Origin of the sequence: Pseudomonas sp. B16120, assembly GCF_044218845.1 — a bacterium.
Taxonomy (GTDB): domain Bacteria; phylum Pseudomonadota; class Gammaproteobacteria; order Pseudomonadales; family Pseudomonadaceae; genus Aquipseudomonas; species Aquipseudomonas paracarnis.
In genome coordinates this window covers 3,796,274-3,818,802 of record NZ_CP162588.1, presented here as the reverse complement: position 1 = coordinate 3,818,802, position 22,529 = coordinate 3,796,274, and the positions used below count along the sequence as shown (strand labels likewise).

At 60.4% G+C, this 22,529-nt stretch carries 20 protein-coding genes; 8 read left to right on the top strand and 12 right to left on the bottom strand.

The genetic code is table 11. The features are described 5' to 3' along the window. Positions 1-13 precede the first annotated feature (13 nt). Complete coding sequence (locus tag AB4P90_RS17595; protein WP_395605191.1) at positions 14-1,408, top strand: FAD/NAD(P)-binding protein; 1,395 nt, start codon at positions 14-16, stop codon at positions 1,406-1,408. A gap of 103 nt (positions 1,409-1,511) precedes the next feature. Here AB4P90_RS17595 and AB4P90_RS17590 read toward each other — a convergent pair whose 3' ends face one another. The 4 genes from AB4P90_RS17590 to AB4P90_RS17575 are packed head-to-tail and all read right to left on the bottom strand — an operon-like array spanning position 1,512 to position 6,129. Further along, positions 1,512-2,765, bottom strand: a complete 1,254-nt coding sequence (locus tag AB4P90_RS17590; RefSeq protein WP_395605190.1) for an efflux RND transporter periplasmic adaptor subunit — start codon at positions 2,763-2,765, stop codon at positions 1,512-1,514. Next, a complete protein-coding gene (locus AB4P90_RS17585) occupies positions 2,755-4,233 on the bottom strand; it encodes a TolC family protein (protein ID WP_395605189.1) in 1,479 nt (492 codons plus the stop codon). The genes AB4P90_RS17590 and AB4P90_RS17585 overlap by 11 nt, the downstream gene beginning before the upstream one ends. Further along, the gene (locus AB4P90_RS17580; RefSeq protein ID WP_395605188.1) at positions 4,226-5,425 is read right to left on the bottom strand and encodes an ABC transporter permease; all 1,200 of its coding nucleotides are present in this window, start codon (positions 5,423-5,425) and stop codon (positions 4,226-4,228) included. Before AB4P90_RS17580 ends, AB4P90_RS17585 begins: the two co-directional genes overlap by 8 nt. Beyond that, positions 5,422-6,129, bottom strand: coding sequence for an ABC transporter ATP-binding protein (locus AB4P90_RS17575; protein ID WP_020302320.1), 708 nt, complete (start codon positions 6,127-6,129; stop codon positions 5,422-5,424). Before AB4P90_RS17575 ends, AB4P90_RS17580 begins: the two co-directional genes overlap by 4 nt. A 355-nt stretch (positions 6,130-6,484) precedes the next feature. On the opposite strand from AB4P90_RS17575, the gene AB4P90_RS17570 reads away from it, so the two are divergent. Further along, on the top strand, positions 6,485-7,216 hold the full coding sequence (locus AB4P90_RS17570) for a TetR/AcrR family transcriptional regulator (RefSeq protein WP_014718925.1): 732 nt from the start codon (positions 6,485-6,487) through the stop codon (positions 7,214-7,216). Between the two features lie 413 nt (positions 7,217-7,629). Next, positions 7,630-11,484, top strand: coding sequence for an Ig-like domain-containing protein (locus AB4P90_RS17565; RefSeq protein ID WP_395605187.1), 3,855 nt, complete (start codon positions 7,630-7,632; stop codon positions 11,482-11,484). Between the two features lie 71 nt (positions 11,485-11,555). Here AB4P90_RS17565 and AB4P90_RS17560 read toward each other — a convergent pair whose 3' ends face one another. Together AB4P90_RS17560 and AB4P90_RS17555 are read right to left on the bottom strand one after the other, a co-directional pair. After that, positions 11,556-12,617 carry an FUSC family protein gene (locus tag AB4P90_RS17560; RefSeq protein ID WP_395605186.1) on the bottom strand — a complete coding sequence of 354 codons (1,062 nt, stop codon included), beginning with the start codon at positions 12,615-12,617 and terminating at the stop codon, positions 11,556-11,558. 163 nt (positions 12,618-12,780) lie between these two features. Next, entirely contained in the window at positions 12,781-14,397 is a 1,617-nt protein-coding gene (locus AB4P90_RS17555; protein WP_020302317.1) for an NADP-dependent glyceraldehyde-3-phosphate dehydrogenase, read from the bottom strand. 138 nt (positions 14,398-14,535) lie between these two features. Here AB4P90_RS17555 and AB4P90_RS17550 point away from each other — a divergent pair, with 138 nt between their 5' ends. Then, on the top strand, positions 14,536-15,396 hold the full coding sequence (locus AB4P90_RS17550; RefSeq protein ID WP_395605185.1) for a Dyp-type peroxidase: 861 nt from the start codon (positions 14,536-14,538) through the stop codon (positions 15,394-15,396). Positions 15,397-15,426: 30 nt separating this feature from the next. On the opposite strand, the gene AB4P90_RS17545 is transcribed toward AB4P90_RS17550, so the two are convergent. Continuing rightward, positions 15,427-15,948 carry a DUF3087 family protein gene (locus AB4P90_RS17545; RefSeq protein ID WP_395606102.1) on the bottom strand — a complete coding sequence of 174 codons (522 nt, stop codon included), beginning with the start codon at positions 15,946-15,948 and terminating at the stop codon, positions 15,427-15,429. A 114-nt stretch (positions 15,949-16,062) separates the two neighbouring features. Here AB4P90_RS17545 and AB4P90_RS17540 point away from each other — a divergent pair, with 114 nt between their 5' ends. Together AB4P90_RS17540 and AB4P90_RS17535 are read left to right on the top strand one after the other, a co-directional pair. Beyond that, positions 16,063-16,242 carry a hypothetical protein gene (locus AB4P90_RS17540; RefSeq protein WP_032902836.1) on the top strand — a complete coding sequence of 60 codons (180 nt, stop codon included), beginning with the start codon at positions 16,063-16,065 and terminating at the stop codon, positions 16,240-16,242. A gap of 12 nt (positions 16,243-16,254) precedes the next feature. Beyond that, entirely contained in the window at positions 16,255-16,455 is a 201-nt protein-coding gene (locus tag AB4P90_RS17535) for a DUF6021 family protein (protein ID WP_032902837.1), read from the top strand. Between the two features lie 30 nt (positions 16,456-16,485). Here the strand turns inward: AB4P90_RS17535 and AB4P90_RS17530 are convergent, their stop codons facing one another. Beyond that, positions 16,486-16,722, bottom strand: coding sequence for a DUF6555 family protein (locus AB4P90_RS17530; protein WP_003192128.1), 237 nt, complete (start codon positions 16,720-16,722; stop codon positions 16,486-16,488). A gap of 120 nt (positions 16,723-16,842) precedes the next feature. Between AB4P90_RS17530 and AB4P90_RS17525 the strand changes: the two genes are divergently transcribed. Both AB4P90_RS17525 and AB4P90_RS17520 read left to right on the top strand, forming a co-directional pair. Continuing rightward, positions 16,843-17,676 carry an arylamine N-acetyltransferase gene (locus tag AB4P90_RS17525; protein ID WP_072446046.1) on the top strand — a complete coding sequence of 278 codons (834 nt, stop codon included), beginning with the start codon at positions 16,843-16,845 and terminating at the stop codon, positions 17,674-17,676. A gap of 125 nt (positions 17,677-17,801) precedes the next feature. Then, on the top strand, positions 17,802-18,554 hold the full coding sequence (locus AB4P90_RS17520) for an outer membrane beta-barrel protein (protein ID WP_395605184.1): 753 nt from the start codon (positions 17,802-17,804) through the stop codon (positions 18,552-18,554). Positions 18,555-18,615: 61 nt separating this feature from the next. Here AB4P90_RS17520 and AB4P90_RS17515 read toward each other — a convergent pair whose 3' ends face one another. The 4 genes from AB4P90_RS17515 to nuoM all read right to left on the bottom strand — a co-directional run bounded on the left by AB4P90_RS17515 (position 18,616) and on the right by nuoM (position 22,512). Next, positions 18,616-18,930, bottom strand: coding sequence for a DNA-binding transcriptional regulator (locus AB4P90_RS17515; protein ID WP_089042244.1), 315 nt, complete (start codon positions 18,928-18,930; stop codon positions 18,616-18,618). Next, complete coding sequence (locus tag AB4P90_RS17510; protein ID WP_003192123.1) at positions 18,920-19,270, bottom strand: toxin; 351 nt, start codon at positions 19,268-19,270, stop codon at positions 18,920-18,922. The genes AB4P90_RS17515 and AB4P90_RS17510 overlap by 11 nt, the downstream gene beginning before the upstream one ends. Before the next feature lie 238 nt (positions 19,271-19,508). Next, positions 19,509-20,972, bottom strand: coding sequence for an NADH-quinone oxidoreductase subunit NuoN (gene nuoN / locus AB4P90_RS17505; protein WP_003174731.1), 1,464 nt, complete (start codon positions 20,970-20,972; stop codon positions 19,509-19,511). A gap of 7 nt (positions 20,973-20,979) precedes the next feature. After that, positions 20,980-22,512 (bottom strand): NADH-quinone oxidoreductase subunit M, encoded by a 1,533-nt coding sequence (gene nuoM / locus AB4P90_RS17500; protein WP_014718913.1) that lies wholly within the window; start codon positions 22,510-22,512, stop codon positions 20,980-20,982. Positions 22,513-22,529: the final 17 nt, after the last annotated feature.

The window sequence follows — 22,529 nt, the reverse complement described above, 5'->3', positions numbered from 1 at the left end:
AGGGCGAACTGGCATGAGCGAATCCACCCGCGTTGCAGACGTACTGATCATCGGTGGTGGCCTGAGCGGCACGATGCTGGCCGTGCAACTGCTGCGCCTGCCGGGCACGCGGCGCATCCTGATAGTCGAACCCCGTGCGGAACTGGGGCGCGGCGAAGCCTACAGCGCGGTCGAATTGGGCCATACGCTAAACGGCAATGCGGCGCGCATGAGCGTTGACCCGGACAACGCCGACGACCTGACCCAATGGCTCACCGACTACATCAGCGCCGGCGGATGGCCCGAGTCGTACCAACACCATGTGCCCATCAGCGAACTGTTCCCGCCGCGGGGGCTTTTCGGCCTGTACGCCCAGCAGCGTCTGGCGCAAGCCAAGGCAGTGTCCACCTCGATCGTCGAGCACATCCGCGCCGAAGGGGTAGACCTGCAAGTCGACTCCACCTCGGCGTTGTTGACCCTCGATACTGGCGAGCAACTGCGCGGCGCCTGTGCGGTATTGGCCACCGGCATGTTTGCGGCGGCGCGCACTCCGCAGACCGAGTCCACAGGATTGAATGCCGCCGCGTTGGACCCTTGGGATGTCCCCGCGATGACTCGTCTCGACCCACAATCGACCGTACTGATCATCGGCTCCGGCCTGACCATGGTCGATGCAGTAGTCTCCCTGGAACAAGCCGGGCATCGCGGACCTATCGAGGTTTTTTCGCGCCACGGCTTGTTGCCCCATGTACGCCGGCAACCGCCGAGCTGGGACGACTTCCTCGCCGCTGACCACAGCCTGAGCAGCCCCCGACAATTGCTGCGTGAGGTGCGACGCCAATGCCAGCTCGCGCTGAGGCAAGGTATTGACTGGCAGGCACCGCTGGACACGGTGCGCGTGCACATAGCACGCCTGTGGAGCCAGGCCAGTGAGGCTCACAAGCGCCAGTTCGTGCGGCATGTACGGCCTTGGTGGGAAAGCCATCACCACCGTTCGCCGCCCTTGAGCGCGCAGTTGGTGGCGCGGTTGCAGGAGCAAGGGCGATTGCGGATTCAGGCGGCGTCGTTCAAGGGCTTGGTGCCGTCGCAAGAGGGAGTTGCCATTGCGGTGCGCTACCGTGGCGAGGATGTGATCACCCAGGTGTTGGGCGCTGCGCTGATCAATTCCAGCGGCATCGAATACGACTGGCGCCGAGTGGCCCGGCCTTTACCGCAGCAATTGCTCAAGCGTGGGTTGGTCCAGCCTGGGCCGCTGGCGCTGGGGATTGCGGCGGATGCAACGGGGGCGGTGCTGGATGCTCGCGGCCAGGTCAGCCAGCGACTGTTCGCCATGGGGCCGCCGTTGCGGGGCAAGTGGTGGGAGAGCACGGCGGTGACCGATGTGGCCCTGCAGGCCAAGACGCTGGCCGCCAGGCTGGTACAGCGCTGAATGTGGGAGCTGGCTTGCCTGCAAAAGCGCTAGTGCAGTAACAGATGCAGTGACTGACACACCGCTTTCGCGGGCAAGCCCGCTCCCACATTGTGTTCTCCTTTTATCTTGAGATTTTCACAAACCCGGATGTCAGCCCAAACACCTCAACCCCCTGGCGCGTCGATTGCCCAGGGGTCACTTTCACCCGCTGCACCGGTTTATCCATCGCCGCCCGATACTCCACCGTCATGTCCGCCTGGATCGCCTGGCTGGGAATCACGATCGCCTGGTCATTGTTATAAGTGACAATCGTCAACCGCGCACTCATGCCCAGACGCACCCGCTGCAACTGCTGGGGCGTCAGGGTGGGGATCGACAAGGTCACCGGAAACTGCGCGCTGCCCTGGCTGTCGCTGGCGATGGCCAGGCCGCTGACCACACTGACTGAACCCGACAGCCGCTCGCCATCAAAGCCATCGCCCATGACTTCAACGGCCTGACCCTGACGCAACTGGTTGATATCCAGCTCTGAGACTTTGGCGACGATTTTCAAGCGTTCGATATTGGCCAGGCCGAACAGCACCTGGCCCTGGCTGACCTTGCTGCCGGCCTGCACCGGCGCGTTGTTATTGCCGCCACCTTGAGCGGTATTGGTGTTGCCGGGCGCCGGTACTACGATGCCGGAGAAGGGCGCCTTGACCTCCTTGCCTTCGAGCAGTGTTTGCAAGGCTTGGTACTTCACCGTGGCATTGGTCAGCTCCATCTCGGCGATCTGCCGGTATTCGCCCTGGCCTTGGTCCAGGGCTTGTTGCAGCTCACTGCGCGCCGCCACCAAGTCCAATTGCTGTTGCTGGGTTTGCTGTTTGAGGTCATCCAGTTCGTTGCGCGGGATGATGCCGCGCTTGAACAGGTTTTCGCTCTCGGTGAGTTTGCGTTGGGTGTTGCCTGCGGTCATTTCAGCGGTGCGTAAACTGCGACGGGCGCGGCTGACGGTGGGGCTGCTGCCCCAGTCCTGCATTTCCTGCACGGTACGCCGGGCCTTGAGTTGCGCGGAGAGGGCGTCGCGCAGCTGTATTTCAAGCGTCGCCGGGTCCATGCGCAACAGGACCTGGCCGGCCTCGACGCGCTGGCCTTGTTCGACCAGGTTGGCCAGCACATTGCCGTCGAACGGTGCTGTCAGGACGACGGTGGTGTCAGGCTCGATCTTGCCCACCAGGCCGATCTGGTGCACCAATGGGTCGGGCTTTACGGCCAGCCATTGTTCGCCTGTAGCCGCTTGCTCAGCCCCGCTGCGTTGACTGAGCAGGCCGGCGGCCGCGCCGGCCAACAGCAGGATCAAGGCAACGGCCAGCAGGGATTTTCTGTTAGTAGTCATTGAGGGCAATTTCCCAACTTTCCAGCGTCATGCCCAGGGTCAGATCGAGCTGGGTCTGGGCGTTCAAATAAGCGATCAGCGCATTGAGCTGGGCATTTTCGGCGTTGCGCAGGTCGGTCTCGAAGCTCAGCACCTGAAAGTTGGTGGAGCGCCCGGCGCTGAGCTTTTCCCGCTCGATCTCGATCTTGCGTCTGGACAACTCCACGGCGCGCTTGGAGATTTCATATTGGCGCCAGCGGGTGCCGAGGTCACGCACCACATTGTTGACGTTACGCTCCAGTTCCTGACGAGCGTCGGTAATGCGGATTTCCTGATCCTCCACATTCACCCGCGCACGCACTTCGGCCTGGCGCGTGCTGATATCGCCGATGGGGATCTGCACTTGCACTCCGGCGTAACTGTCCCAGGTGCGGTTATTGTTATGGCCGTCGTCGTTGTCGGTGGCGGCGCGTATCTGGTTGGCGCCGGCGACCAGGTCCACCTGCCAGCGCCCGGAATCCTTGGCAATCACCAGGTTGAGGTCGGCCTGCTGGCTGCCGAGCAGGGCGGCGAGGTATTCCGGTTGCTGGTTTTGCGCGAGGTTGAAGGCCTGGCGTTTGTCGATCTCCAGGGGGGTGGCTTCCAGCGCCTCGGTGGCACGCACCGGTGTCGACAGGTCCAGGGCCAGCAGGCGCAGCAACGCCAGGCGGCTGGTGTCGAGTTGGTTGCGCGCTTCTTCCACGCCTAATTGCTGGGTGGCGATATCGGCTTCGGTCTGGACGATCTCGAACTCGGCCATGCGCCCGGCGCTGATCAGCGCTTTGTTCACCTCCAGTAAAGTAGTGGAGCGTTTGAGCGCTTCCTGGACGATCACCAACTGTTCCTGAGCGCGCAACAATTCGCGGTAGGTGGCGATGATCTGGCTGATGGTCTGCGCCACGGTGGCCTTGAGGTTCAGGCGGTTGGCCTGCTCGGCCAGGCGCGACAGGCGCAGCGGTGCGGTGGTGGCATTCCAGCCGGCCCCGCGCATCAGCGGTTGGATGACCGCCAGGTCCAGGCCGTCGCTGCGGTAGCGGCCGGCGCGGTTGGCGTTGTTCAACTGCTGGGTCCAGGCCATGCTCAAGCGCGTGCCGTATTCGCCGAGCAGGCTGCTGGTGGGCGCGACGTTGGCGTTGCGCGCATTGTCTTGGGAGCCGCGGGTGCTGCGGTAATAGCTGTTGAGGGTGAGCTTGGGGTTGAACACGTCTTCGGCCACGCGCAGGTCGAACTTCTGCGCCACCCGTTGCAAGTAGACGCTGCGGATCGCCGGGTTATTACGCAGGCCCAGGTACACCGCGTCCCCCAGGGTCATGGTGGTGGCTTGGGCATTCAGCGAGACGCTACGCTCGTAGCCGCTGCGGGTAGTGCTGGGTGCCTGAGGGGTGATCACCACATCGGCGGCCATGCCCGGCAGGCTGATCAGCATGAGCAGTGCCAGGTACTTATTCATCGCGCAGGGCCTCAACCGGCTGCAAGCGTGAGGCCGACACCGCCGGATAAATGCCAAAGAACAACCCCACCAGCAACGTGCTGCCCACGCCCAGGGGCAGCGCGGCCACCGCCAGGGAAAACGCCCAGCTCGACAGCCACGCATACACCCAGGCGGCAGTCATGCCCAGAACTGCGCCGCACAGGGCCCCCACGGCGGTGAGGGTGACCGCTTCGAGCAAAAACAGATTACGGATGTCCCGCTGGCGTGCGCCCAAGGCCATGCGGATGCCGATCTCACGGCGGCGTTCCGAGACGTTCATCAGCATCACGTTCATCACCCCGACACCGCCGCCCACCAGTGAGATTGCGCCGAGGGCCAGCAGCAGATAGGCGAAGGTGCGGCTTTGGCGGGTCATGCCATCGATCATTTGCTGGGGCACTGTGATGTCGACGCTATGGTCGGTGAGCTGGGGTTGCAGCGCGGCGGCGGCATCCTTGGCGATACGTTCCATGTCCTGTCCCGGCGCTGCGCGAATGATCAGGTTGTTGATCTGCGGGTTGGCGTAGATGCGGCGCATGCCCTCGGCGGGAATAAACAACGATTCGTTGGCTTGCACCGGCATCAGCATGGCCCTGGGCTGGTTGCGCAGGATGCCCACCACCAGAAACAGGTAATCGTTGATACGCACACGGTCGCCCAGTTGCAGCGGGTCACCTGGCGCGCCAAGGGCCTGGGCGAGTTGGTCGCCGATCACTCCGTAGGTTTCGTTGGCATCGAAGGGTGACAGGAAGCGCCCCTCACGCAGCGCCAGGCGCATGGCGTCCTGGATGCCCGCAGTACTGCCGACAAAGTTGGCATTGGCGGTCCGCCCATGAAACACAATGGGCCCGCTGAACAGGCTGAGCGCGCCGATATGGGCAATGCCTGGCACTGCCTGGCGCACCGCGTCGAGGTCGAGCTGGGTGCGCATCGGCACGTTGCTGCTGCCCTTGGGCGGGAACTGCGCGATGAGGGTGTCGGTACCCATGTCCTTGAAAATCATCGCCGCATCCACCGCCGCGTTGTGGCCGATATTGATCAGCGCCACCACCGAGGAACTGCCGATGACGATCCCCAGGAGCGCCAGGATCGAGCGCTTGCCCAAGGTACGCAGGCTGATAAACGCTTCATGCAGCAGGTGGCTGAGACTCTGCTCGACCCGCAGGCTCATGGGCGCCCGGCCTCACGCACCACGCCATTGCGCACCAGGATCTTGCGCTCCAGGCGGTCGGCAATGTGGGGGTCGTGGGTGACGATGATCAGCGTCACCTGTTGGTCACGATTGAGGTTCAACAGCAGGTCCATGATCTCTTGGGCGGTGGTGCTGTCGAGGTTGCCGGTGGGTTCGTCGGCCAAAATCACCGAGGGGTTGCCTACCAGGGCGCGAGCAATGGCCACGCGCTGGCGCTGGCCGCCGGAGAGGTCGGCGGGGCGGTGGTGGGCGCGTTCGGCGAGGCCGACTTGTGCGAGCATGCGCTGGGCGTGTTCCACCGATTCATGCCGCGACACGCCGCGATAACTCAAGGGCAGTGCGACATTGTCCAGGGCACTTAGGCGGGGCAGCAGGTTGAAGCTCTGGAACACGAAGCCGATCTGCTGGTTGCGAATCGCCGCCAGCTCATCGGGGGTGGCGTTGAAAATATCGTGGCCGGCAAAGTGGTATTGGCCGCAGTTGGGCAGGTCCAGCAGGCCGAGGATGTTGAGCAGGGTGCTTTTGCCGGAGCCGGAGGCACCGAGGATACCGCAGCTGTCACCGCTGGCGATGGACAGGCACACGTCATTGAGAATGTTCAACTCTTGCCCGGCGAGCTGATAGCGCTTGCCGATGCCTTGCAGGGAAATCAAGCCGGGTTGCGCGGGGGTCTGTGTCATCATGACTACGCCTGCAGTCTCGACGGTGCCGACTTGCTCCCCGAAAACCCTTGTAACAAGTTCGGAAGCTGCCTGTACGCGTCACGGACTGGTTTAATTTCTTGTTTTTAAAATATTGTTTGAATAGTAACTGCCTTCCTGACGCTTCGCCAGCCACGGAGGTAGAGCGGTTTTACCTCTCGAAGCGATTTCGCCGTCACCTGTGTGTGGCTCACAAAAATCCCATGCCTGGTCTCAAAAGCCCGGTTATACAGGCTTTGCAAGATATGGCGGAGTGTCACTACTTGCTTTCGACGGGCCGCCCCGGTATAAAAAATCAAATTATTTTTTAAAACAATATTTCCGCCGTGGAATCCATATGGTCGCGAAGAAACTCAGCGCTCCAAACGTTACCAAGACTCGACTGCTGGATGCGACAGAGGCTCTTTTTATCAAGTACGGCTATGACGCCGTGTTGCTACGGCAGATAACCGAACGCGCCCAGGTCAACCTGGCGGCGGTGAACTACCACTTCGGGGACAAGGACTCCCTGATGAAAACCCTGCTGATGCAGCGCCTGGAGCCGCTCAACGAGCAGCGCCTGGAATTGCTTGCGCGCTGTGAAGCCGAATCCGATGGCCCACTGGACTGCGACACGCTACTGGGCGTGCTGTTTGCCCCGGCCATGGGCCTGGAGCGCAGCGACCCAGCCAGCGGGGAAGGGCGCTCGTTCATCCGCTTCCTGGGCCGGGTCTACAGCGACACGTCGCCGTTCATTCAGGAATACCTCAAGGTCCATTACCAGCCGGTGTTCCAGCGGTTCTTCGAAGCCTTCGCCCTGGCCTTGCCGGATTTGCCACGTAATGAACTGGGGGTGCGCCTGCAATTTGCCCTCAAGGCCATTTCCGGCGTCATGGCCGGCACCGAACTGCGCTTGCTGATGAACTCCATGAGCCTGGGCCGCCCGGCCACGGATGCCGAGGTGATGGCCAAGCTGATTACCTTGGTGTCGGCAGCGATCCGAGTGCCGCAGCAGAGTGCAGAGGCTGAAACGGCGTTGGCGAAGGTGCTGGATACCCAGCGCGCCATTCGCGAACAAGCCACACGCTGAAGCCAATCCCCAAACCCCTGTAGGAACGAGCTTGCTCGCGAATAACGTCAACGATAACGCGGGCATTCTGGTTAACCGCGCCGTCATTACGTTCTTCGCGAGCAAGCTCGCTCCTACAAAAGCGGGGCGTTTCCAGCACCAAAAGGCAGGCAAAAAAAAGCCCGCTGGGGCGGCGGGCTTGATATGCAACGTTTGTAACGGATGAGGCTTCACACTACGTCTCGGCTTGTGAATAAAACGTGAAAAATATGTAAGAAGAAGTGTGAATGTGCGGACATTGTATTAACGGCGCTTTTGCTCGCTGTATTACCTCTCGTCGCCACTGTCAATTCTGACAGCTAGACGCCCATCCCCTTCAAGCGTCTGATTTCCTTGTCCCATAGCCGTCCAGGCCCCACCCAAGGAGTTCAGCCATGTCCAAATTACATGCCCCCGAGGAGCGCTTTCCGGTAGCGCGAAGCTCATCCACTCCCCGCAATGATCTCGACCCGCCGGCCTACTCGAACCCGGTGCTCAACGTGGTTGGGGCTGACAGGGGCCTAGGCGTGCGGCATCTCGATACTTATCTATATGTAACCATTTTGCGCTGGATTAATTTGCAAGCGGGTGATACCTGCGAGTACTTCCACGGCAGCCGTACGTTGCGCCTGGGCTTTCACACCGTCAAACCAGAGGAAACAGGCAAAAACTTTTTTCAACTGGCCATCAACGAGGAAAGTATACCGCGGGGGCTATCCTTTCCTGTGTTTGTACGCGTTGTCCGTAATGGCCCTGGCACGCCAAGTACATCAGATGAGCTGACTGTCTTCGTCAAGGACACGCGACCTGGCCTGGATGAACAGCCCGGGCTGGGGTACCACGACAAATTGCTGCTCAGCTTGCCGGACGACCTCGCAGCGCCCGGCGCAGTCTTGACTCCGGAGCGCGCCGCCCAAGGCGTAGTGTTCACGCTCGATTACCCCGGTAAACGTGTGCGAGACAAGATTCTTTTGTATTGGGACACGATCGCGCAGGTGGTGGTTTTCCAACTCGATGACGACCACGCCAGCGGGGCAAAGCCGATTGAAGTGGAAGTTCCGGCAAGCGTCATCGGCACCGGCAGCGGCCTCCTACCGATACGTTATCAGGTGCTCGATGAAGTGGAAAACCGCTCCGGGCATGTCGAGCACTTTTCTCAGGCCGTGCATGTACAGGCCGAGCTTGACCCCAGCATGCTCAGGCGGGCGCGCTTCCTCGTCGGCTCCACCTCGGTCACCTCGGTCAATTATGATCAGGATGCAGGGAAATTCTTTGCTGTTCAGGTAGTCACGCCTTTTCAGCTTCCGGATGGCCATTTTGTCCCGGCGAATACTCGCGTCATTGCAACCTTGAGTGGTACTCACGCCGATGAGTCAACGTTTGAACTCGATCTGCCCGATCAGGGCGCGGACCCGGGTTGGCCGACTTCGTTTCCTGTCGATGACGACATCATCAAACAATTGATCCAAGGCTCGATGAAGATCACCTGGCGGCTTGAGTTCCCGCTGGGCACCTTACTGGCCACGTCCCAATCCCTGACGATCCTGATCTCTGGCACGATTGCGGACATGCCGGCAGTCACGGTGGTGCAGGCCGATGCCGGCTTGATTGACCCCGAAGAGCCTTACATCACCATTAATTATCCGAACCCGGCCTATACGCCCTACGATCCGAACAATCTGGTCAGGCTGCGGATGGAGGCTGTTCTACCGGGTGGCGGGCTCGTTGAATACGAACAACGCCATAACGCAGGCGCTCCACCACCGCCCACCCGTTTTCGTACCGTAACCCAAGCCAACTTCGCTCGATTTATCGGGCTGGGCGATGTGCGGGTTTTCTACACGGTAGACGACGGCCTCATGCGGGCATTGGGTACAGGGACGCAGGCCATCCGCGAGTCAGAGTCGACGTATGTGCGGTTCGGCGAGCGTATCGCCGAAATGCCAAGGCCGGAAATCGACCGGGTCGATGAGCACGACAACCTAGACCCAGATGACTTGTTTGGCCAGCTCGACATCACGCTGCCCTACGCCGAAACTTACGATGGCGATGTCTTTACATGGCGCCTGACAGGGACGGCTGTGGACGGCAGCACCCAGGGTGACATCCGCCTGAATCGCGCCACCGCGGGAGCCCCCGTCTCCTTTTCGCTGGACCGGCACTACGCCGACACCAACCTGGGCGGCGTGATTCGCTTGAGCTATTCAATGATCCCCGCGAATGGTGGGCGCACCCTGCGCTCTGAAATACTCGAAGTGACTGTCGGTAAGGCGCTGGGTGACCTGCCTTGCCCGGAAGTCCTCGAAGCATCCAAAGCCCCCGACCAATTGGCACCGGAAGCGGTTACCGCCGGTGCGACTATTCGGGTCACCTTCGCGCAGATGCTACCGACCGACCGTATCCGAGCGTGCTGGACCGGCATTCCCGACATCGGCAGCCACTGTGAAACCCAAGACGGCAACACCCGTAAAACCGTGGACTTCACCGTCCCGCCTGAAGTCGTGGGCGCCAATATTGCGCCATTTGGCCAACGGATCAACGTGCAATACTTCCTCATACGTAACGGACGAGAAACACCTTCTCCAATCCTCGACCTGCTGCTGCTCAACCTGACCACCTTGCCGATCCCGACCATCGAAGGGATTGGGGACGCCCCGGTGCTCGAGACCTCCAAGTTGAATGGAACCGAGCGCACGATGATCAATATCTGGCACTTCATTCATCGGGCTCAGCGCATCTGGATGGAGTACAGCGGCACCTATGACACCGTTCCAGAGACGCCATACTTCGAGGCCACCTACACCAACAACCTCGTGACCGAAGAAGGCGAACGCACTGGAATCCTGCCACCGACCCCCGTGGACGAACTGCGCAAGCTCAAGGATGGAACGCTATTAACCATCCGTTTCTGGGTCTGCTTTGACCGCAGTTTCAACAAGGCCAATGCGGTGTTGTTCCGCGAGCGTCACTACACCATCCAGTCCCTGCCGGGCGTGTTGCCCCACCCGTTTATCAATGGCACCACCGACACCGGGCCGAACGTGACGGTGGACCCGCTGCCGATTGAGCACAATACGACGGTCACTGTTCGCTACACCGGTATGAGCAATCGGGATCGCATAACGTTTGAATGGATTTTTGCCGATGGTACCCACCATACGGCGGTCGAAAATGGGTTGGATGGGGGCACGGTGGTGTTCAACCTGACCTCGGTCAAGGTCTTGCACCGCAGTGTGAACAGTACCGTGTGCTTGAAGTATTCGGTAGAACGGCCGGGTGTGACGGACCCGATTCCGTCACAGGTGCAGACGGTGAGGGTCGATACGATACAGCCCGCCGATTTACCACAGCCATTGATCAATAATATTGCACCCGGTGGCGTTCTGAACCTGAACAGCTTCACAGGCAATGCCTCTGCATCAGTCGCCAAGTGGTCTTTGAGCTCAGTGGGCAATCGTGTGTGGCTCACCTGCAGCAGTTCGGGAGTGGCACCGCTTCATGTACTCACGGCTAACGGCGCGTTGATCACTTCAACAGAGGCTGCCAATGGCCTCGTGAACAAAGCCGTATTACGCAGTTGGCTGGAGTCATTACCCAACAACAGGCAGATAACGATAACCTGTGAAGTGGAGTTTGGCGGTAATGCGGATAAAGCGCGTGCTGTCGTATTCCCTACCACATCATATACCGCCGCCTATCCGGCCTTGTTTATCAGTACAGCCACGATGACGTTAAATGGAACCGCTTATATCGTGGCGGGCTGGGCAAAGAGAGCAGAATACCCCGGCAATACGCAAACCCGAGCGGCAACAGGTGGTCGGCCTCCTTATACCTACACCTCGCAAGACCCGTCTGTGGCGACGGTCACATCTACAGGGTTTGTGTCAGGGATGCGTAATGGCAGTACGAACATTGTTGTCACTGACAGGGCGGGTGGCCGAGTGTCCTACACTGTCAGCGTCAGTAACGTATGGCAGGTGCGTGAAGACCGTCGCGGAATGGACTGGGGCGCGGCAGTCAATTGGAGAAAGTCCCTGCCAGGCGCTATTGGCCATTCCGCCGAAGCTATTCGCTTCATGGGCCAGGCTTATGGTTGGCCACTGCCAGTACCTTATGACTCTTGGTATTGGGTATGTACAGAGCCTCAATGCGACGCCTTCACTGGAGTACTCTGGGACTCCATCGACCCAGAAGTAACCTGGTGTAATCGAAAGCAGGCGGTTGGATGGGCCTGGTGCTTGCAACCTTGAATATAAGGGCACTGTAGAAAAAAGGCGAAGCAGGTTCATGGGGTTGTAGGACCTGCTTCTCTCGGCTGTTACTAAATTTTCCAATGTAACGAGCTTTTCAAAAGCCGCTCGCGCATCCCATCGACATTGGCGGTCAGTTGCAGCGTCAAGAGTCGATAGCCGTCCAACCCATTGTGCACTTGGCCCTCCAGCATTACGGCATTCGGTGCGATGCTGCCTGGGCGCTCCAACCGCTCCGTCACCCCCGACTTCAATGCCCGCGCCATCCCCACCAACTGCACCCGAATCTGCCGATGCTCGGCCTTCAACATCACCCGCATACGCGCCGTGGCCTGCTCGTCGCGCGGGTCCGGCCGGGTATTGCCCAGAATCTCCAAGGTGCTGATGCACAGGCGCAGGTGCCGCTGGATCGCATCCAGCTCAGTCATGGAAATCCGCACTTCCTTGGACACCGACGGCATCAACGAGCGCAGTTGCACCATCGCCCCGTTCAAGCGGTTGAGCAGCTTGAGGTGTTCATCGTCAGTTACCGATTGGCCATTGATGATCCGGCTATAAATCTGCGCGCAGTCACGCAGGGCGCTGGCCAGGTTGTAGCGCCACGAATACACGGCGTACAACGGCAAGGCAAAGGAAAACGCCAGGGCCAGCACAATGCCGATCAGGATATCGACGGTGCGCCACAATCCATCGGAGATAGGGTTATCGCCGTGGCCGGCGACGATAAACACCGTGATCGCCGACAGCAGTGCGATATAGCCGCCTTTGCCGATGGCGTGATAGGAAAAGAACCCGCACACCACCGACATCAACAGGTAGGTGAGCAACGGCAGGCCGAAGTAAGCCTGCTGCACCACCAGCAGCAAGCCGACGCTGGCGCCGATCAAGGTGCCGTAGGCGCGCTCGACGGCTTTCTTGCCGATATTGCCGTGGTGCTGCAACCCGCCGATCACGATCAGCATGGTCACCGACGCCCATTCACCGTGGGGCAGGTTGAGGCCGGTGGTCAGCAGGATGGTTGCCAGCAACCCCACCGACACGCGCGCGGCGTGGATCAGCTTGGCATGGCGAAAGCGGCGGTAGGGGTCGAGCAAGGGGCGCAGCAGGCGCCGGGCAAAGAAGGGCAGGTTCATCAGTCTTAAAGTGGCCTCAAATGTATGAATGTGCTCGATCAAATGTGGGAGCTGGCTTGCCTGCGATTGCATCACCGCGACCTGACTGAAAGACCGAGGAGCTGGCATCGCAGGCAAGCCAGCTCCCACACTGACCTGTCTGCACATTGGAACGGGGTTGGCTTCAGAAGATGTAGTCGGTGGTCAGGAAGCTCGAATCGCGGTTGCGCAAAATATCGCTGACCAACGCCTTGTTACTCTCCTGGAACTTGGTCGCCACCAAAGTTCGGATCGAGAACACGCGCAAGGCATCATGCACCGACAACGTGCCCTCGGCCGAGTTCTTGCGCCCGTTGAAGGGGAAGGTGTCCGGCCCGCGCTGGCATTGGGCATTGATATTGATACGGCCCACCTGGTTGGCGAAGGTGTCCACCAGGCGTCCGACTGCCACGGGGTCGGTGCCGAAGAGGCTCAACTGCTGGCCGAAATCCGAGTCCAGCACGTAGTCGATCACGGTCTCCAGGTCACGATAGGGCACGATCGGCACCACCGGGCCAAATTGCTCTTCGTGGTAGACGCGCATCTGCGGGTTTACCGGGTACAGCACCGCCGGGTAGAAGAACGAACCACGGCTGCTGCCGCCCTCGGGGTTCATGACCTTGGCGCCATGGCGCGCCGCGTCGGCCACCAGTTCGCTGAGATAGTCGACCTTGCCCACTTCCGGCAGTGGCGTCAGCGCCACGCCATCCTCCCACGGCATGCCGGGCTTGAGCGTCGCCAGCTTGGCGTTGAATTTCTCGATAAAGCGCTCGACCACGTCTTCATGCACGAACAGGATCTTCAACGCGGTGCAACGCTGGCCGTTGAACGACAGCGAGCCGGTGACCGCTTCGTTCACCGCATTGTCCAGGTCCACTTCGGGCAGCACGATCCCTGGGTTTTTGGCATCCAGGCCCAGCGCAGCACGCAAACGGTGTGGCTTGGGGTGCAGTTTTTTCAAATCACTGGCGGCCTTGTTGGTGCCGATAAATGCAAAGATATCGATCTTGCCGCTGGCCATCAGCGCGCTCACGGTCTCGCGGCCGCTGCCGTAGATCACGTTGATCACCCCGGCCGGGAAGCTGTCGCGGAACGCCTCCAGCAACGGGCGGATCAACAGCACACCGAGCTTGGCCGGCTTGAACACCACGGTATTGCCCATGATCAAGGCTGGGATCAGCGTGGTGAAGGTCTCGTTCAAGGGGTAGTTGTAAGGCCCCATGCACAGCGCCACGCCCAGGGGCACGCGGCGGATTTGTCCGAGGGTGTCCTGCTCCAGTTCGAAGCGGCTACTGCGGCGGTCAAGCTCCTTGAGGGCATTGATGGTGTCGGTGATGTAGTCGCAGGTGCGGTCGAATTCTTTCTGCGAGTCCTTAAGGTTCTTGCCGATTTCCCACATGAGCAGTTTGACCACCGCGTCGCGCTGTTCGCGCATACGCCGCAAAAACGCCTCGACGTGCTGGATGCGCTCAACAACGCGCATCGTCGGCCACTCACCCTGGCCACGGTCATAAGCACGCACCGCCGCATCCAGCGCGGTTAGGGCGGTCTCGGCGTCCAGCAACGGCGTGCTGCCGATGTGCACGCGCTCATCACCCAGTTGCACTGGGCTTTGCACGCGTGCAAGCGGGCCGTTCCACACCCGTAGCTGGCCATCGACCAGGTAGTCGCGCTGTTCAATGGGCGCCGCCAGGCGAAATTGCTCGGGAATCTGGGAGACGGAAGTGGGAAACAGCTGGGCGAGCAGGTTGCTGGTGGTCATGTCGCTACCCCTGGAATAGTTACAAAACATGACTAGAGAGTCACCCAACTGACGGCTCTAAGGCAAGGCTTACGCGCATTGTTGTTCGCAGCGCGGTGCTCGCCGGGTAAACTGCGCGGCTTTTCAGAAGGAGTTCACATGAGTCAGTACCAGCCGGGCATTCTTGCCGCACCGGTGCCTTTGCAGGCCCGCCATCTGTTTTTCGCCCTCGATTCCCTGCAAGCCGTGCCCGCAGCATTGGACGCGCTGGTGCAACTGACGGATGCGCAGGCGGTGGTCGGTTTCGGTGAGCCGCTGGTAAAGGCACTGGGCGCCGAGATTGAAGGGCTGCGCGCATTTCCCTCAGTAAGCGTCCCTGGCGCGCACAACCCGTCCACCCAGCAGGCGTTGTGGATATGGCTGCATGGGGTGGATCGCGGTGAGTTGCTGCTGCGCAGCCGGGCCGTCGAAAAAGCCCTGGCCCCGGCGTTTGCCCTGGTGCAATCGATTGAAGGCTTCCGCTACAAGACCGGTTTTGACCTGACCGACTACGAAGACGGCACAGAGAACCCTCACGACGATGCCGCCGTGGAAGCGGCGTTGACCGACAGCGGCGCCAGCTTTGCCGCGATCCAGCAATGGCAGCACGATCTCGACGGTTTCGCCGCATTGCCTGCCCAGGAGCGTGATCACATTATCGGCCGTCGCCATGGCGACAACGAAGAACTTGAAGACGCCCCGGAATCGGCCCATACCAAACGCACGGCTCAGGAGAGCTTTACCCCGGAAGCCTTCGTGGTACGTCGTTCGATGCCCTGGGCCGAGAATGGCCAAGCGGGGTTGATGTTTCTCGCCTTCGGGCATTCCTTCGATGCGTTTGAGGCCCAGCTTCGGCGTATGAGCGGGTTGGAGGACGGGATCGTCGATGGCCTGTATCGCATCAGCAAGCCGCTGACCGGTGGCTATTACTGGTGCCCGCCGGTGAGGGAAGGGCGCCTGGACCTGAGTCTGGTTTTTTAACTGCTTTTTGCCTGCGTCCTGAGGTACGCCTCAAGCGCTTTTGAGCGTTTCCAGCCACGCGGGATCGAGCCGGGTTTGTTCGGTATCGATCCCCATCGCGTGCATCTTCGCCTTGTGTGCTTCGATTTCGCCGACCAGTTGCGCCTGGGCGCTGGAGTTGGCGTCCAGCTCGTGCATCTGCGTCAGCCCCAAGTGATAGAAGCGCAACAGTTTGATGGCTGCCGGGTCGTTGGCTTGCACCCGCTCGGTGACCTTGTGCATCACGTTGGTCACGCTCATCAGGCTGCGCTTGAGCTGCCAGCCATACACCGCTGGCGCCAACCAGGCCTGGCTCCAGAACGGGCCACGCACCAGCGCGACCGTGATCAACACGCCGGCGAAGACGCCGCCGACATTGAAGCGAAAATTGTCACCGCCAGGCTCACCGAACAGCATCACCGCCAGGCTCGACAGCAGCATGGCCAAGGCCAGGAACAGCACCGCGACGATCAACGTGCTACGGCGGGTCTGTTGGCGATAGGCAGTGGGGTCGCAGGGTTTGAGTTCGAACATCCGGGGCAGTTCTCCAAAAAGGGCGGTCATCTTCTCACGCCTGGCGCAATGAAGTTGAACGATGGCGCGGGGCGGTTTCTCTAAAATGATGAACCCCTCATGAGGTCAGTCATCATGTCTGAACACAAGCAGCCACCGCCAGGTACACCGGATCCGAACCGTACGCCGGGCGAGGAGGAGCGTGATAACGATGCGTTGCGCCCCAACGATCCCAAAGAGCGCGGTCCGGACAACGATGTCGAGCGCGTAGAAGAAGACCTGGAAAACCTCCACGACAGAGCCCGCCCGCTTTAGCAGGAGAATATGATGAACAAACCTACCGATGGTCCCTCTTCCAACGAACACGCCAGTGGCAAGGATGAACTGGGCTTCGACCCGGACTCGCCGGATGTAGCCGACCCGCAGGTCGATCCCATCGGCCCGGCTATTGCGCCGTTGGACAAAAAGGACGACGAGACAGCGAAAAAAAAGCCGCCCTACGATCCGTTGGGCGACTTGAAGCAATGAACCGAGCCCCGCCGTTGTGCGGGGCTTTGTTTACCTGGGCGGCGACCAGCTGACGTCGCTGATACCGTATTTTTCCGCCCAGGGCCGGGTGGTCTTTTTCACCTGTTCGTGACCTACGCGGCCGATGCGGCTGACATGGGCAATGTCGGCATCGACGGCCGCCCAATGCCAGGCCTCGGCGTTGTTCATCACTTCGGCGCGCACCACGAAAGACTTGGGTTTACCGTGTAGCTGATAGTGGACGGTGTAGATTTTTGCGGTACTCATGCTGCCTCCCAATCTTGTTATAGATGGATAGGCCGGCGCTCCAAAAGGTTCATTCAAAATGACAACGCAGGCAGAGGCGCGGCATAGTGACGCTCTTGCCCTGCGCCCAAGGATCGCGCCATGCACACACTCACCGATAGCCGCCTGTACCTGCAACGCCTGGGCTATGCATCGCCACCGCCGCCCACCCTGCAAACCCTGCGAGACTTGCAACTGCGCCATGTGTGCAGCTTTGCCTTTGAAAGCCTGTCGACCTTGATGCATGCACCGGTACCCATCGACCTGCCCAGCGTTGAGCGCAAGGTGCTGCACGAGGGGCGCGGCGGCTATTGCTACGAGTTGAACCAGCTGTTCCTGGCACTCTTGCAGGAACTGGGCTTCGAGGCCCGTGGCATCACCGGGCGTGTGGTGATCGGCGGCCCACCAGACGCCCACACTGGGCGAACCCATCGCTTGAGCCTGGTGACCCTCGACGGCGTGCGCTATATCACCGATGTCGGTTTTGGCGGCATGGTGCCCAGCAGCCCGTTGCAACTGGACAACGACGCACCCCAGGCCACCGCTCATGAGCCTTATCGCCTGACGCTCAAACACGGCAGCTACACGCTGTGGGCGCAGGTGGGCGAGGAGTGGCGTGGCCTGTACGTGTTCGATCTGCAAACCCAGGCCGACATCGACTATGAAATCGGCAACTGGTATGTCTCCACGCACCCAGGCTCCCCGTTTGTAGGGCAGTTGAAAGCCGCGTTGCTTGCGCCTGGCAGGCGCCATACGTTGGCCAACGCCCGCTATGCGGTTCATTACCTGGATCGGCCCAGCGAGAAGCGCAAGCTGGAGAGTGCTGATGAGTTGCTGACGTTATTGCGCGACACCTTCGGCATTTGTTTGCCGGCTCAGCCGCAACTTCGCGAAGCGGTTGAGCACCTGATCAGGGCCGATCTCGAAGAGTATTGAGATAGAGCCTTCGCTGAACCGTTTTTTCTCCATTTTGGTGCAAATCAGTTCGAACTTTTCGCAAACGCGAGGGTTCGAACCGATTCCTGAATACTTTGCCCACCTTAAAATGGAGATGTAAAACGATGTCCAAACTATTCGGAAAATTCATCAAGAGCACCTCGCTGCTGGCCCTGGTAGCTGCGCCCGGCGTGGTGTTTGCTGCACCCTCCACCGACCCGATTTCCACGTTCGGAATCATGGGCAGCTACAACGACTTCAAACTTGAAGGCGGTAGCGAAAGCGACAAGGAGCACATGCCCGAAGCCGGCCTGTTCTACAACTTCGGCAACAAGCTCACCGCCGAGTCGGGCTTTATCTACCAGGCCGGTATCGAAGCCAAGTACGGCGAGAAGAGCGATAACAAGCTCAAGGAAGGCCAGGCTGACCTCGACCTCGGCTGGCGTGCCGCGCTGGATGCGCGCAACTTCGTCGACGTGATCGTGGGTGGTGGTTACACCTGGACCCGCTACGAGCCGGACACCAATGGCTACGACATGAAGCTCACCAACAAGTCGCCGTTTGCCAAGGCCGCGCTGGGCTACAACCACCAGTTCGATGACATGACCCTGCGCGTTGAAGCCGGCGCCCGCCGCACCATCGACGGTCGCGCCAAGCTCAAGGTGGACGGCGTTGGCAGCGACAGCGTGGACCTCAAGGACCGCACCAACCCTTATGCCGAAGTCAGCCTGCTGATGAACCAGAAGGGCGACCTGCCAGTGATGGCGGGCCTGTACTACACCCGTACCGAGTACAAGCTCGATAACGATTCCTATGTGGCCGACAACACCAAGCTCAAGCGTGATGAGTACGGTTTCAAGGTGGGTATCGCGTTCTGACGCTGTTTGCGCTGCAAAACGCCCCGAATGCTCGGGGCGTTTTTTTTGCGGCTATTGCCGGTCAGCCCAATGCGGCAAGTTGCGCCACGGTTTCTGGAAAGCGCGCCACTAGTCGTATCAACGTGACAGCCTGCGCATTCGGCTTGGCCCGGCCTTGCTCCCAGTTCTCCAGGGTGCGGGTGTTGGTGCGCAGGTACATGGCGAATACCGAGCGGGACAGGTTGAGTTGCTGGCGTACGGCGATTACCTCGTCAGCGCTGAGTGGCGCCAGCTTGTTGAGGTGCGCTTTGTGGGTGCGCAGGGTGATTTTTCCCTGGCGTTCACCAGCCAGGGCGTCGAAGCCTTCGACCAGTTCGGAAAAGATTTCACGTTTCATGGTGTGTTCTCGCTTTGATTTCCCTGTCTAGCATGTGTTTAAGGGCTTTTTTATGTTGTGGCGTCAGGTCGTTCTGTTCGTGTTTGCCGTACAAAGTGAATAACCAGAATTGCGTACCGCCTGACCACCAGTAGTAAATGACCCGCAGGCCACCGCGCTTGCCTTTGTTTCGTCGCTCATCGACGAAGCGAACCTTTCTCAACCCGCCCGTTCCCTCGATCACGTCTCCCGCTTCTGGGTTTTTCATCAACTCCTGCTGAAAACCGTGAAAAAGCTCATCGCTCAGATAGTCCCTGCGATGCCGTTCGAATGCCGGCAGTTCGATAAATAGAGCATCCATGTTCTGTACGTAGCCTGCGTATAGTTTGGTAGCCCACTCGCTATGGGTCAAGCGCCCAAGCTGTGGGAACTTTCTTAAAACGCAAACACCTTAAGGCCGCATCCAGCGGGGTAGATGCCGGATGAGGAGGCAGATTGAAGAGGAAATTTCAGCGAGTAGGGAAGGGAAAAAGCCAAGCTACAGAAACGCAAAACGGCGCCCAAAGGCGCCGTTCTGTTTACTGCATCAACCTAAGCGATCAAACGCCCAGCACCGCGTGCTGCACCAGGGTGAGCAACGGTTGTGGGTACACGCCCAGGAAGAACGCGAGCAGGGCGATAGCCAGCAGCATGACGCCACCCGCCTTCTGTTCCCAATGCAGCTCGGCATCCACACGGCGCAGGTTTGGCTCGATCAGGTACAGGGTGACCATCACGCGCAGGTAGTAGAACACGCCGATGGCGCTGCCCAGTACCAGCGAGGCAACCAGCCACCATTCGTGGGCTTCGACACCGGTCGCGACGATGTAGAACTTGCCGATAAAGCCCGCCGTCAACGGAATACCGGCCAACGACAGCATCATCACGGTGAGCACGGCGGTCAGGTACGGACGGCGCCAGAACAGGCCGCGGTATTCGTACAGGGCGTCGGCGTCACGGCCTTTGTACGGCGACGACATCAAGGTGATGACGCCGAACGCACCCAGGCTGGTGATCACGTAGGTGACCAGGTACACGCCGATGGCTTCTACAGCCAGGCCTTTGCTCGCCACCAAGGCGATCAGCAGGTAGCCGAAGTGGGCGATGGACGAATAACCCAGCAGACGCTTGAGGTTGTTCTGGGTCAGCGCCAGCAGGTTACCGAACAGGATCGACGCAATGGCGATCACGGTCAGCACGTTGCTCAGCACACCGGTGTTGGCGGCGGGGGAGATCTGGAACAGGCGCACCATTACCGCAAACACCGCCACTTTCGACGCAGTGGCCAGGAACGCGGCCACTGGCGCCGGGGCGCCTTCGTACACGTCCGGGGTCCACAGGTGGAACGGCACCAGCGACAGCTTGAACGCCAGGCCGATCAGCATCATCGCCAGGCCCAGCTGGGCAATCGGCGCCGGGCTGTTGGTGGCGGCCAGCGCGTGGCCGATACCGGTGAAGCTCAGGCTGCCGGCTTCGGCGTAGAGCAGGGCCATACCGAACAACAGGAACGCGGAACCGGCTGCCGACAGCACCATGTACTTGATGCCGGCTTCCAGGGAGCGTTTATTGAAGAAGGCATAGGCCACCAGGCCGTAGGTCGGGATCGACAGCAGTTCCAGGCCGATGAACAAGCCAGCCAGGTGCTGCGCGCTGACCAGCACGATACCGCCGGCCGCAGCCAGCAGGATCAGCAGGTACAGCTCTTCGCGGTTCCCCGGGTAGCCGGTGCCGCCTTCGCCGAGGTAGGCGTGGGCGAGGGTGACGCAGGCCAGGGTCGCCACCAGGATCAGGGCGATGTACAGCAGCGCGAAGTCATCGACCATCATCAATGGCGTGACTGCCAGTGGCGCGACCTTGAGGGCCGGGATGATCGACAGCAGGGCCAGGTTCAACCCGGCGCAGGACAGCAGGAACGTTTGCGAGTGATTGCGGCGCCAGGCGATTGCCAGCATCACCACCACGATGGTGAGGCTGGTAATCAGCAGCGGCGCAAGCGCGATAAAGTGTTGGATCGTGAATTCCATAGCGCTCTTACCGGGCCGAAGCGAGTTGGGAGAAGGCGGTGCCGAACCACTGCTGCACGCCATGCATCGTTGCGGCAGAAGTGTCCAGGAACGGTTGCGGGTACACGCCGATGAAGATCAGCAGTACCGCAAGGCCGAGCACCATGATCAGTTCGCGCGCGTCCATGCCTTGCAGGACGGTGTCGGACTTGGCCGGGCCGAAGTAGGCGCGGTGGATCATGATCAGCGAGTAGACCGAACCGAACACCAGGCCGGAGGTAGCAATGGCACTGATCCACGGCGTCTGCACAAAGGCACCCATCAGGATCAGGAACTCGCCGATGAAGTTACCGGTACCCGGCAAGCCCAGGGATGCGGCGGCGAAGAACAGGCTGATCGCCGGCAGGTATGCGATGCGCGACCACACGCCACCCATCTCACGCATGTCACGGGTGTGCAGGCGTTCGTACAGCTGGCCACTGAGGATAAAGAGGGCAGCGGCCGAAACACCGTGGGCCAACATCTGGATCACTGCGCCTTGCAACGCCAGCTGGCTGCCGGAGTAGATGCCGATCAGTACGAAACCCATGTGGGAAACGGACGAGAAGGCAATCAGGCGCTTGATGTCGGTTTGGGCGAAGGCCAGGAACGCACCGTAGAAGATCCCGATCAGACCCAGGGTCATGGCAATCGGCGCGAACTCGGCCGAGGCATTCGGGAACAGCGGCAGGGCGAAACGCAGCAGGCCGTAGGCAGCGGTCTTCAACAGGATACCGGCCAGGTCCACGGAACCGGCAGTCGGCGCCTGGGCGTGGGCGTCAGGCAACCAGGAGTGGAACGGCACCACCGGCAGCTTCACCGCGAAGGCGATGAAGAAGCCCAGCATCAGCACGTACTCGGTGGTCAGCGACATCTTGGTTTTCAACAGGTCGGCGTAGTTGAAGGTAATCACGCCGGTGTTGTTGAAGTTGACCAGGACCAGACCCAGGATCGCCACCAACATGATCAGGCCGGAAGCCTGGGTAAAGATGAAGAACTTGGTCGCTGCGTAGATCCGGGTTTTCTTGCCGTCCGAAGAACTGTGACCCCAGAGCGCGATGAGGAAGTACATCGGCACCAGCATCATTTCCCAGAAGAAGAAGAACATGAACAGGTCGAGGGCGAGGAACACGCCGACAACGCCGCCCAGGATCCACATCAGGTTCAGGTGGAAGAAGCCCACGTGACGCTGGATCTCTTTCCAGGAGCAGAGTACCGAGAGGATACCCAGCAGGCCGGTCAGCAGGATCATCAACAGCGACAGGCCGTCGAGGGCCAGGTGCACGTTGATGCCGAAGCGCTGGATCCACACGTGCTTGAATTCAAGCGCGAAGGTGGGATCGACACCCGGTGCCGGAGCGAATGAATAGTCACCGTGGGCCCACAGCCAGAGGCCGAGCGCGAGTTCCAGGGACATGGTCAGCAACGCAATCCAGCGGGGGAGGGTGGCGCCGAAGCGTTCACCCATCCAGCAGAGCAGGCCGCCGATAAAGGGGATCAGGATTAGCCAGGGCAGAATCATGACGGGCTCGTTTCCTT

What these genes read in the sequence shown, in the direction of transcription:
- AB4P90_RS17515 (WP_089042244.1), bottom strand. Translation starts at nt 18,930, where the DNA reads ATGAAACGTGAAATCTTTTCCGAACTGGTCGAAGGCTTCGACGCCCTG.
- AB4P90_RS17550 (WP_395605185.1), top strand. Translation starts at nt 14,536, where the DNA reads ATGAGTCAGTACCAGCCGGGCATTCTTGCCGCACCGGTGCCTTTGCAG.
- nuoM (WP_014718913.1), bottom strand. Translation starts at nt 22,512, where the DNA reads ATGATTCTGCCCTGGCTAATCCTGATCCCCTTTATCGGCGGCCTGCTC.
- AB4P90_RS17580 (WP_395605188.1), bottom strand. Translation starts at nt 5,425, where the DNA reads ATGAGCCTGCGGGTCGAGCAGAGTCTCAGCCACCTGCTGCATGAAGCG.
- AB4P90_RS17510 (WP_003192123.1), bottom strand. Translation starts at nt 19,270, where the DNA reads ATGGATGCTCTATTTATCGAACTGCCGGCATTCGAACGGCATCGCAGG.
- AB4P90_RS17590 (WP_395605190.1), bottom strand. Translation starts at nt 2,765, where the DNA reads ATGACTACTAACAGAAAATCCCTGCTGGCCGTTGCCTTGATCCTGCTG.
- AB4P90_RS17570 (WP_014718925.1), top strand. Translation starts at nt 6,485, where the DNA reads ATGGTCGCGAAGAAACTCAGCGCTCCAAACGTTACCAAGACTCGACTG.
- AB4P90_RS17545 (WP_395606102.1), bottom strand. Translation starts at nt 15,948, where the DNA reads ATGTTCGAACTCAAACCCTGCGACCCCACTGCCTATCGCCAACAGACC.
- AB4P90_RS17530 (WP_003192128.1), bottom strand. Translation starts at nt 16,722, where the DNA reads ATGAGTACCGCAAAAATCTACACCGTCCACTATCAGCTACACGGTAAA.
- AB4P90_RS17575 (WP_020302320.1), bottom strand. Translation starts at nt 6,129, where the DNA reads ATGATGACACAGACCCCCGCGCAACCCGGCTTGATTTCCCTGCAAGGC.
- AB4P90_RS17595 (WP_395605191.1), top strand. Translation starts at nt 14, where the DNA reads ATGAGCGAATCCACCCGCGTTGCAGACGTACTGATCATCGGTGGTGGC.
- AB4P90_RS17525 (WP_072446046.1), top strand. Translation starts at nt 16,843, where the DNA reads ATGCACACACTCACCGATAGCCGCCTGTACCTGCAACGCCTGGGCTAT.
- AB4P90_RS17535 (WP_032902837.1), top strand. Translation starts at nt 16,255, where the DNA reads ATGAACAAACCTACCGATGGTCCCTCTTCCAACGAACACGCCAGTGGC.
- AB4P90_RS17560 (WP_395605186.1), bottom strand. Translation starts at nt 12,617, where the DNA reads ATGAACCTGCCCTTCTTTGCCCGGCGCCTGCTGCGCCCCTTGCTCGAC.
- nuoN (WP_003174731.1), bottom strand. Translation starts at nt 20,972, where the DNA reads ATGGAATTCACGATCCAACACTTTATCGCGCTTGCGCCGCTGCTGATT.
- AB4P90_RS17520 (WP_395605184.1), top strand. Translation starts at nt 17,802, where the DNA reads ATGTCCAAACTATTCGGAAAATTCATCAAGAGCACCTCGCTGCTGGCC.
- AB4P90_RS17555 (WP_020302317.1), bottom strand. Translation starts at nt 14,397, where the DNA reads ATGACCACCAGCAACCTGCTCGCCCAGCTGTTTCCCACTTCCGTCTCC.
- AB4P90_RS17565 (WP_395605187.1), top strand. Translation starts at nt 7,630, where the DNA reads ATGTCCAAATTACATGCCCCCGAGGAGCGCTTTCCGGTAGCGCGAAGC.
- AB4P90_RS17585 (WP_395605189.1), bottom strand. Translation starts at nt 4,233, where the DNA reads ATGAATAAGTACCTGGCACTGCTCATGCTGATCAGCCTGCCGGGCATG.
- AB4P90_RS17540 (WP_032902836.1), top strand. Translation starts at nt 16,063, where the DNA reads ATGTCTGAACACAAGCAGCCACCGCCAGGTACACCGGATCCGAACCGT.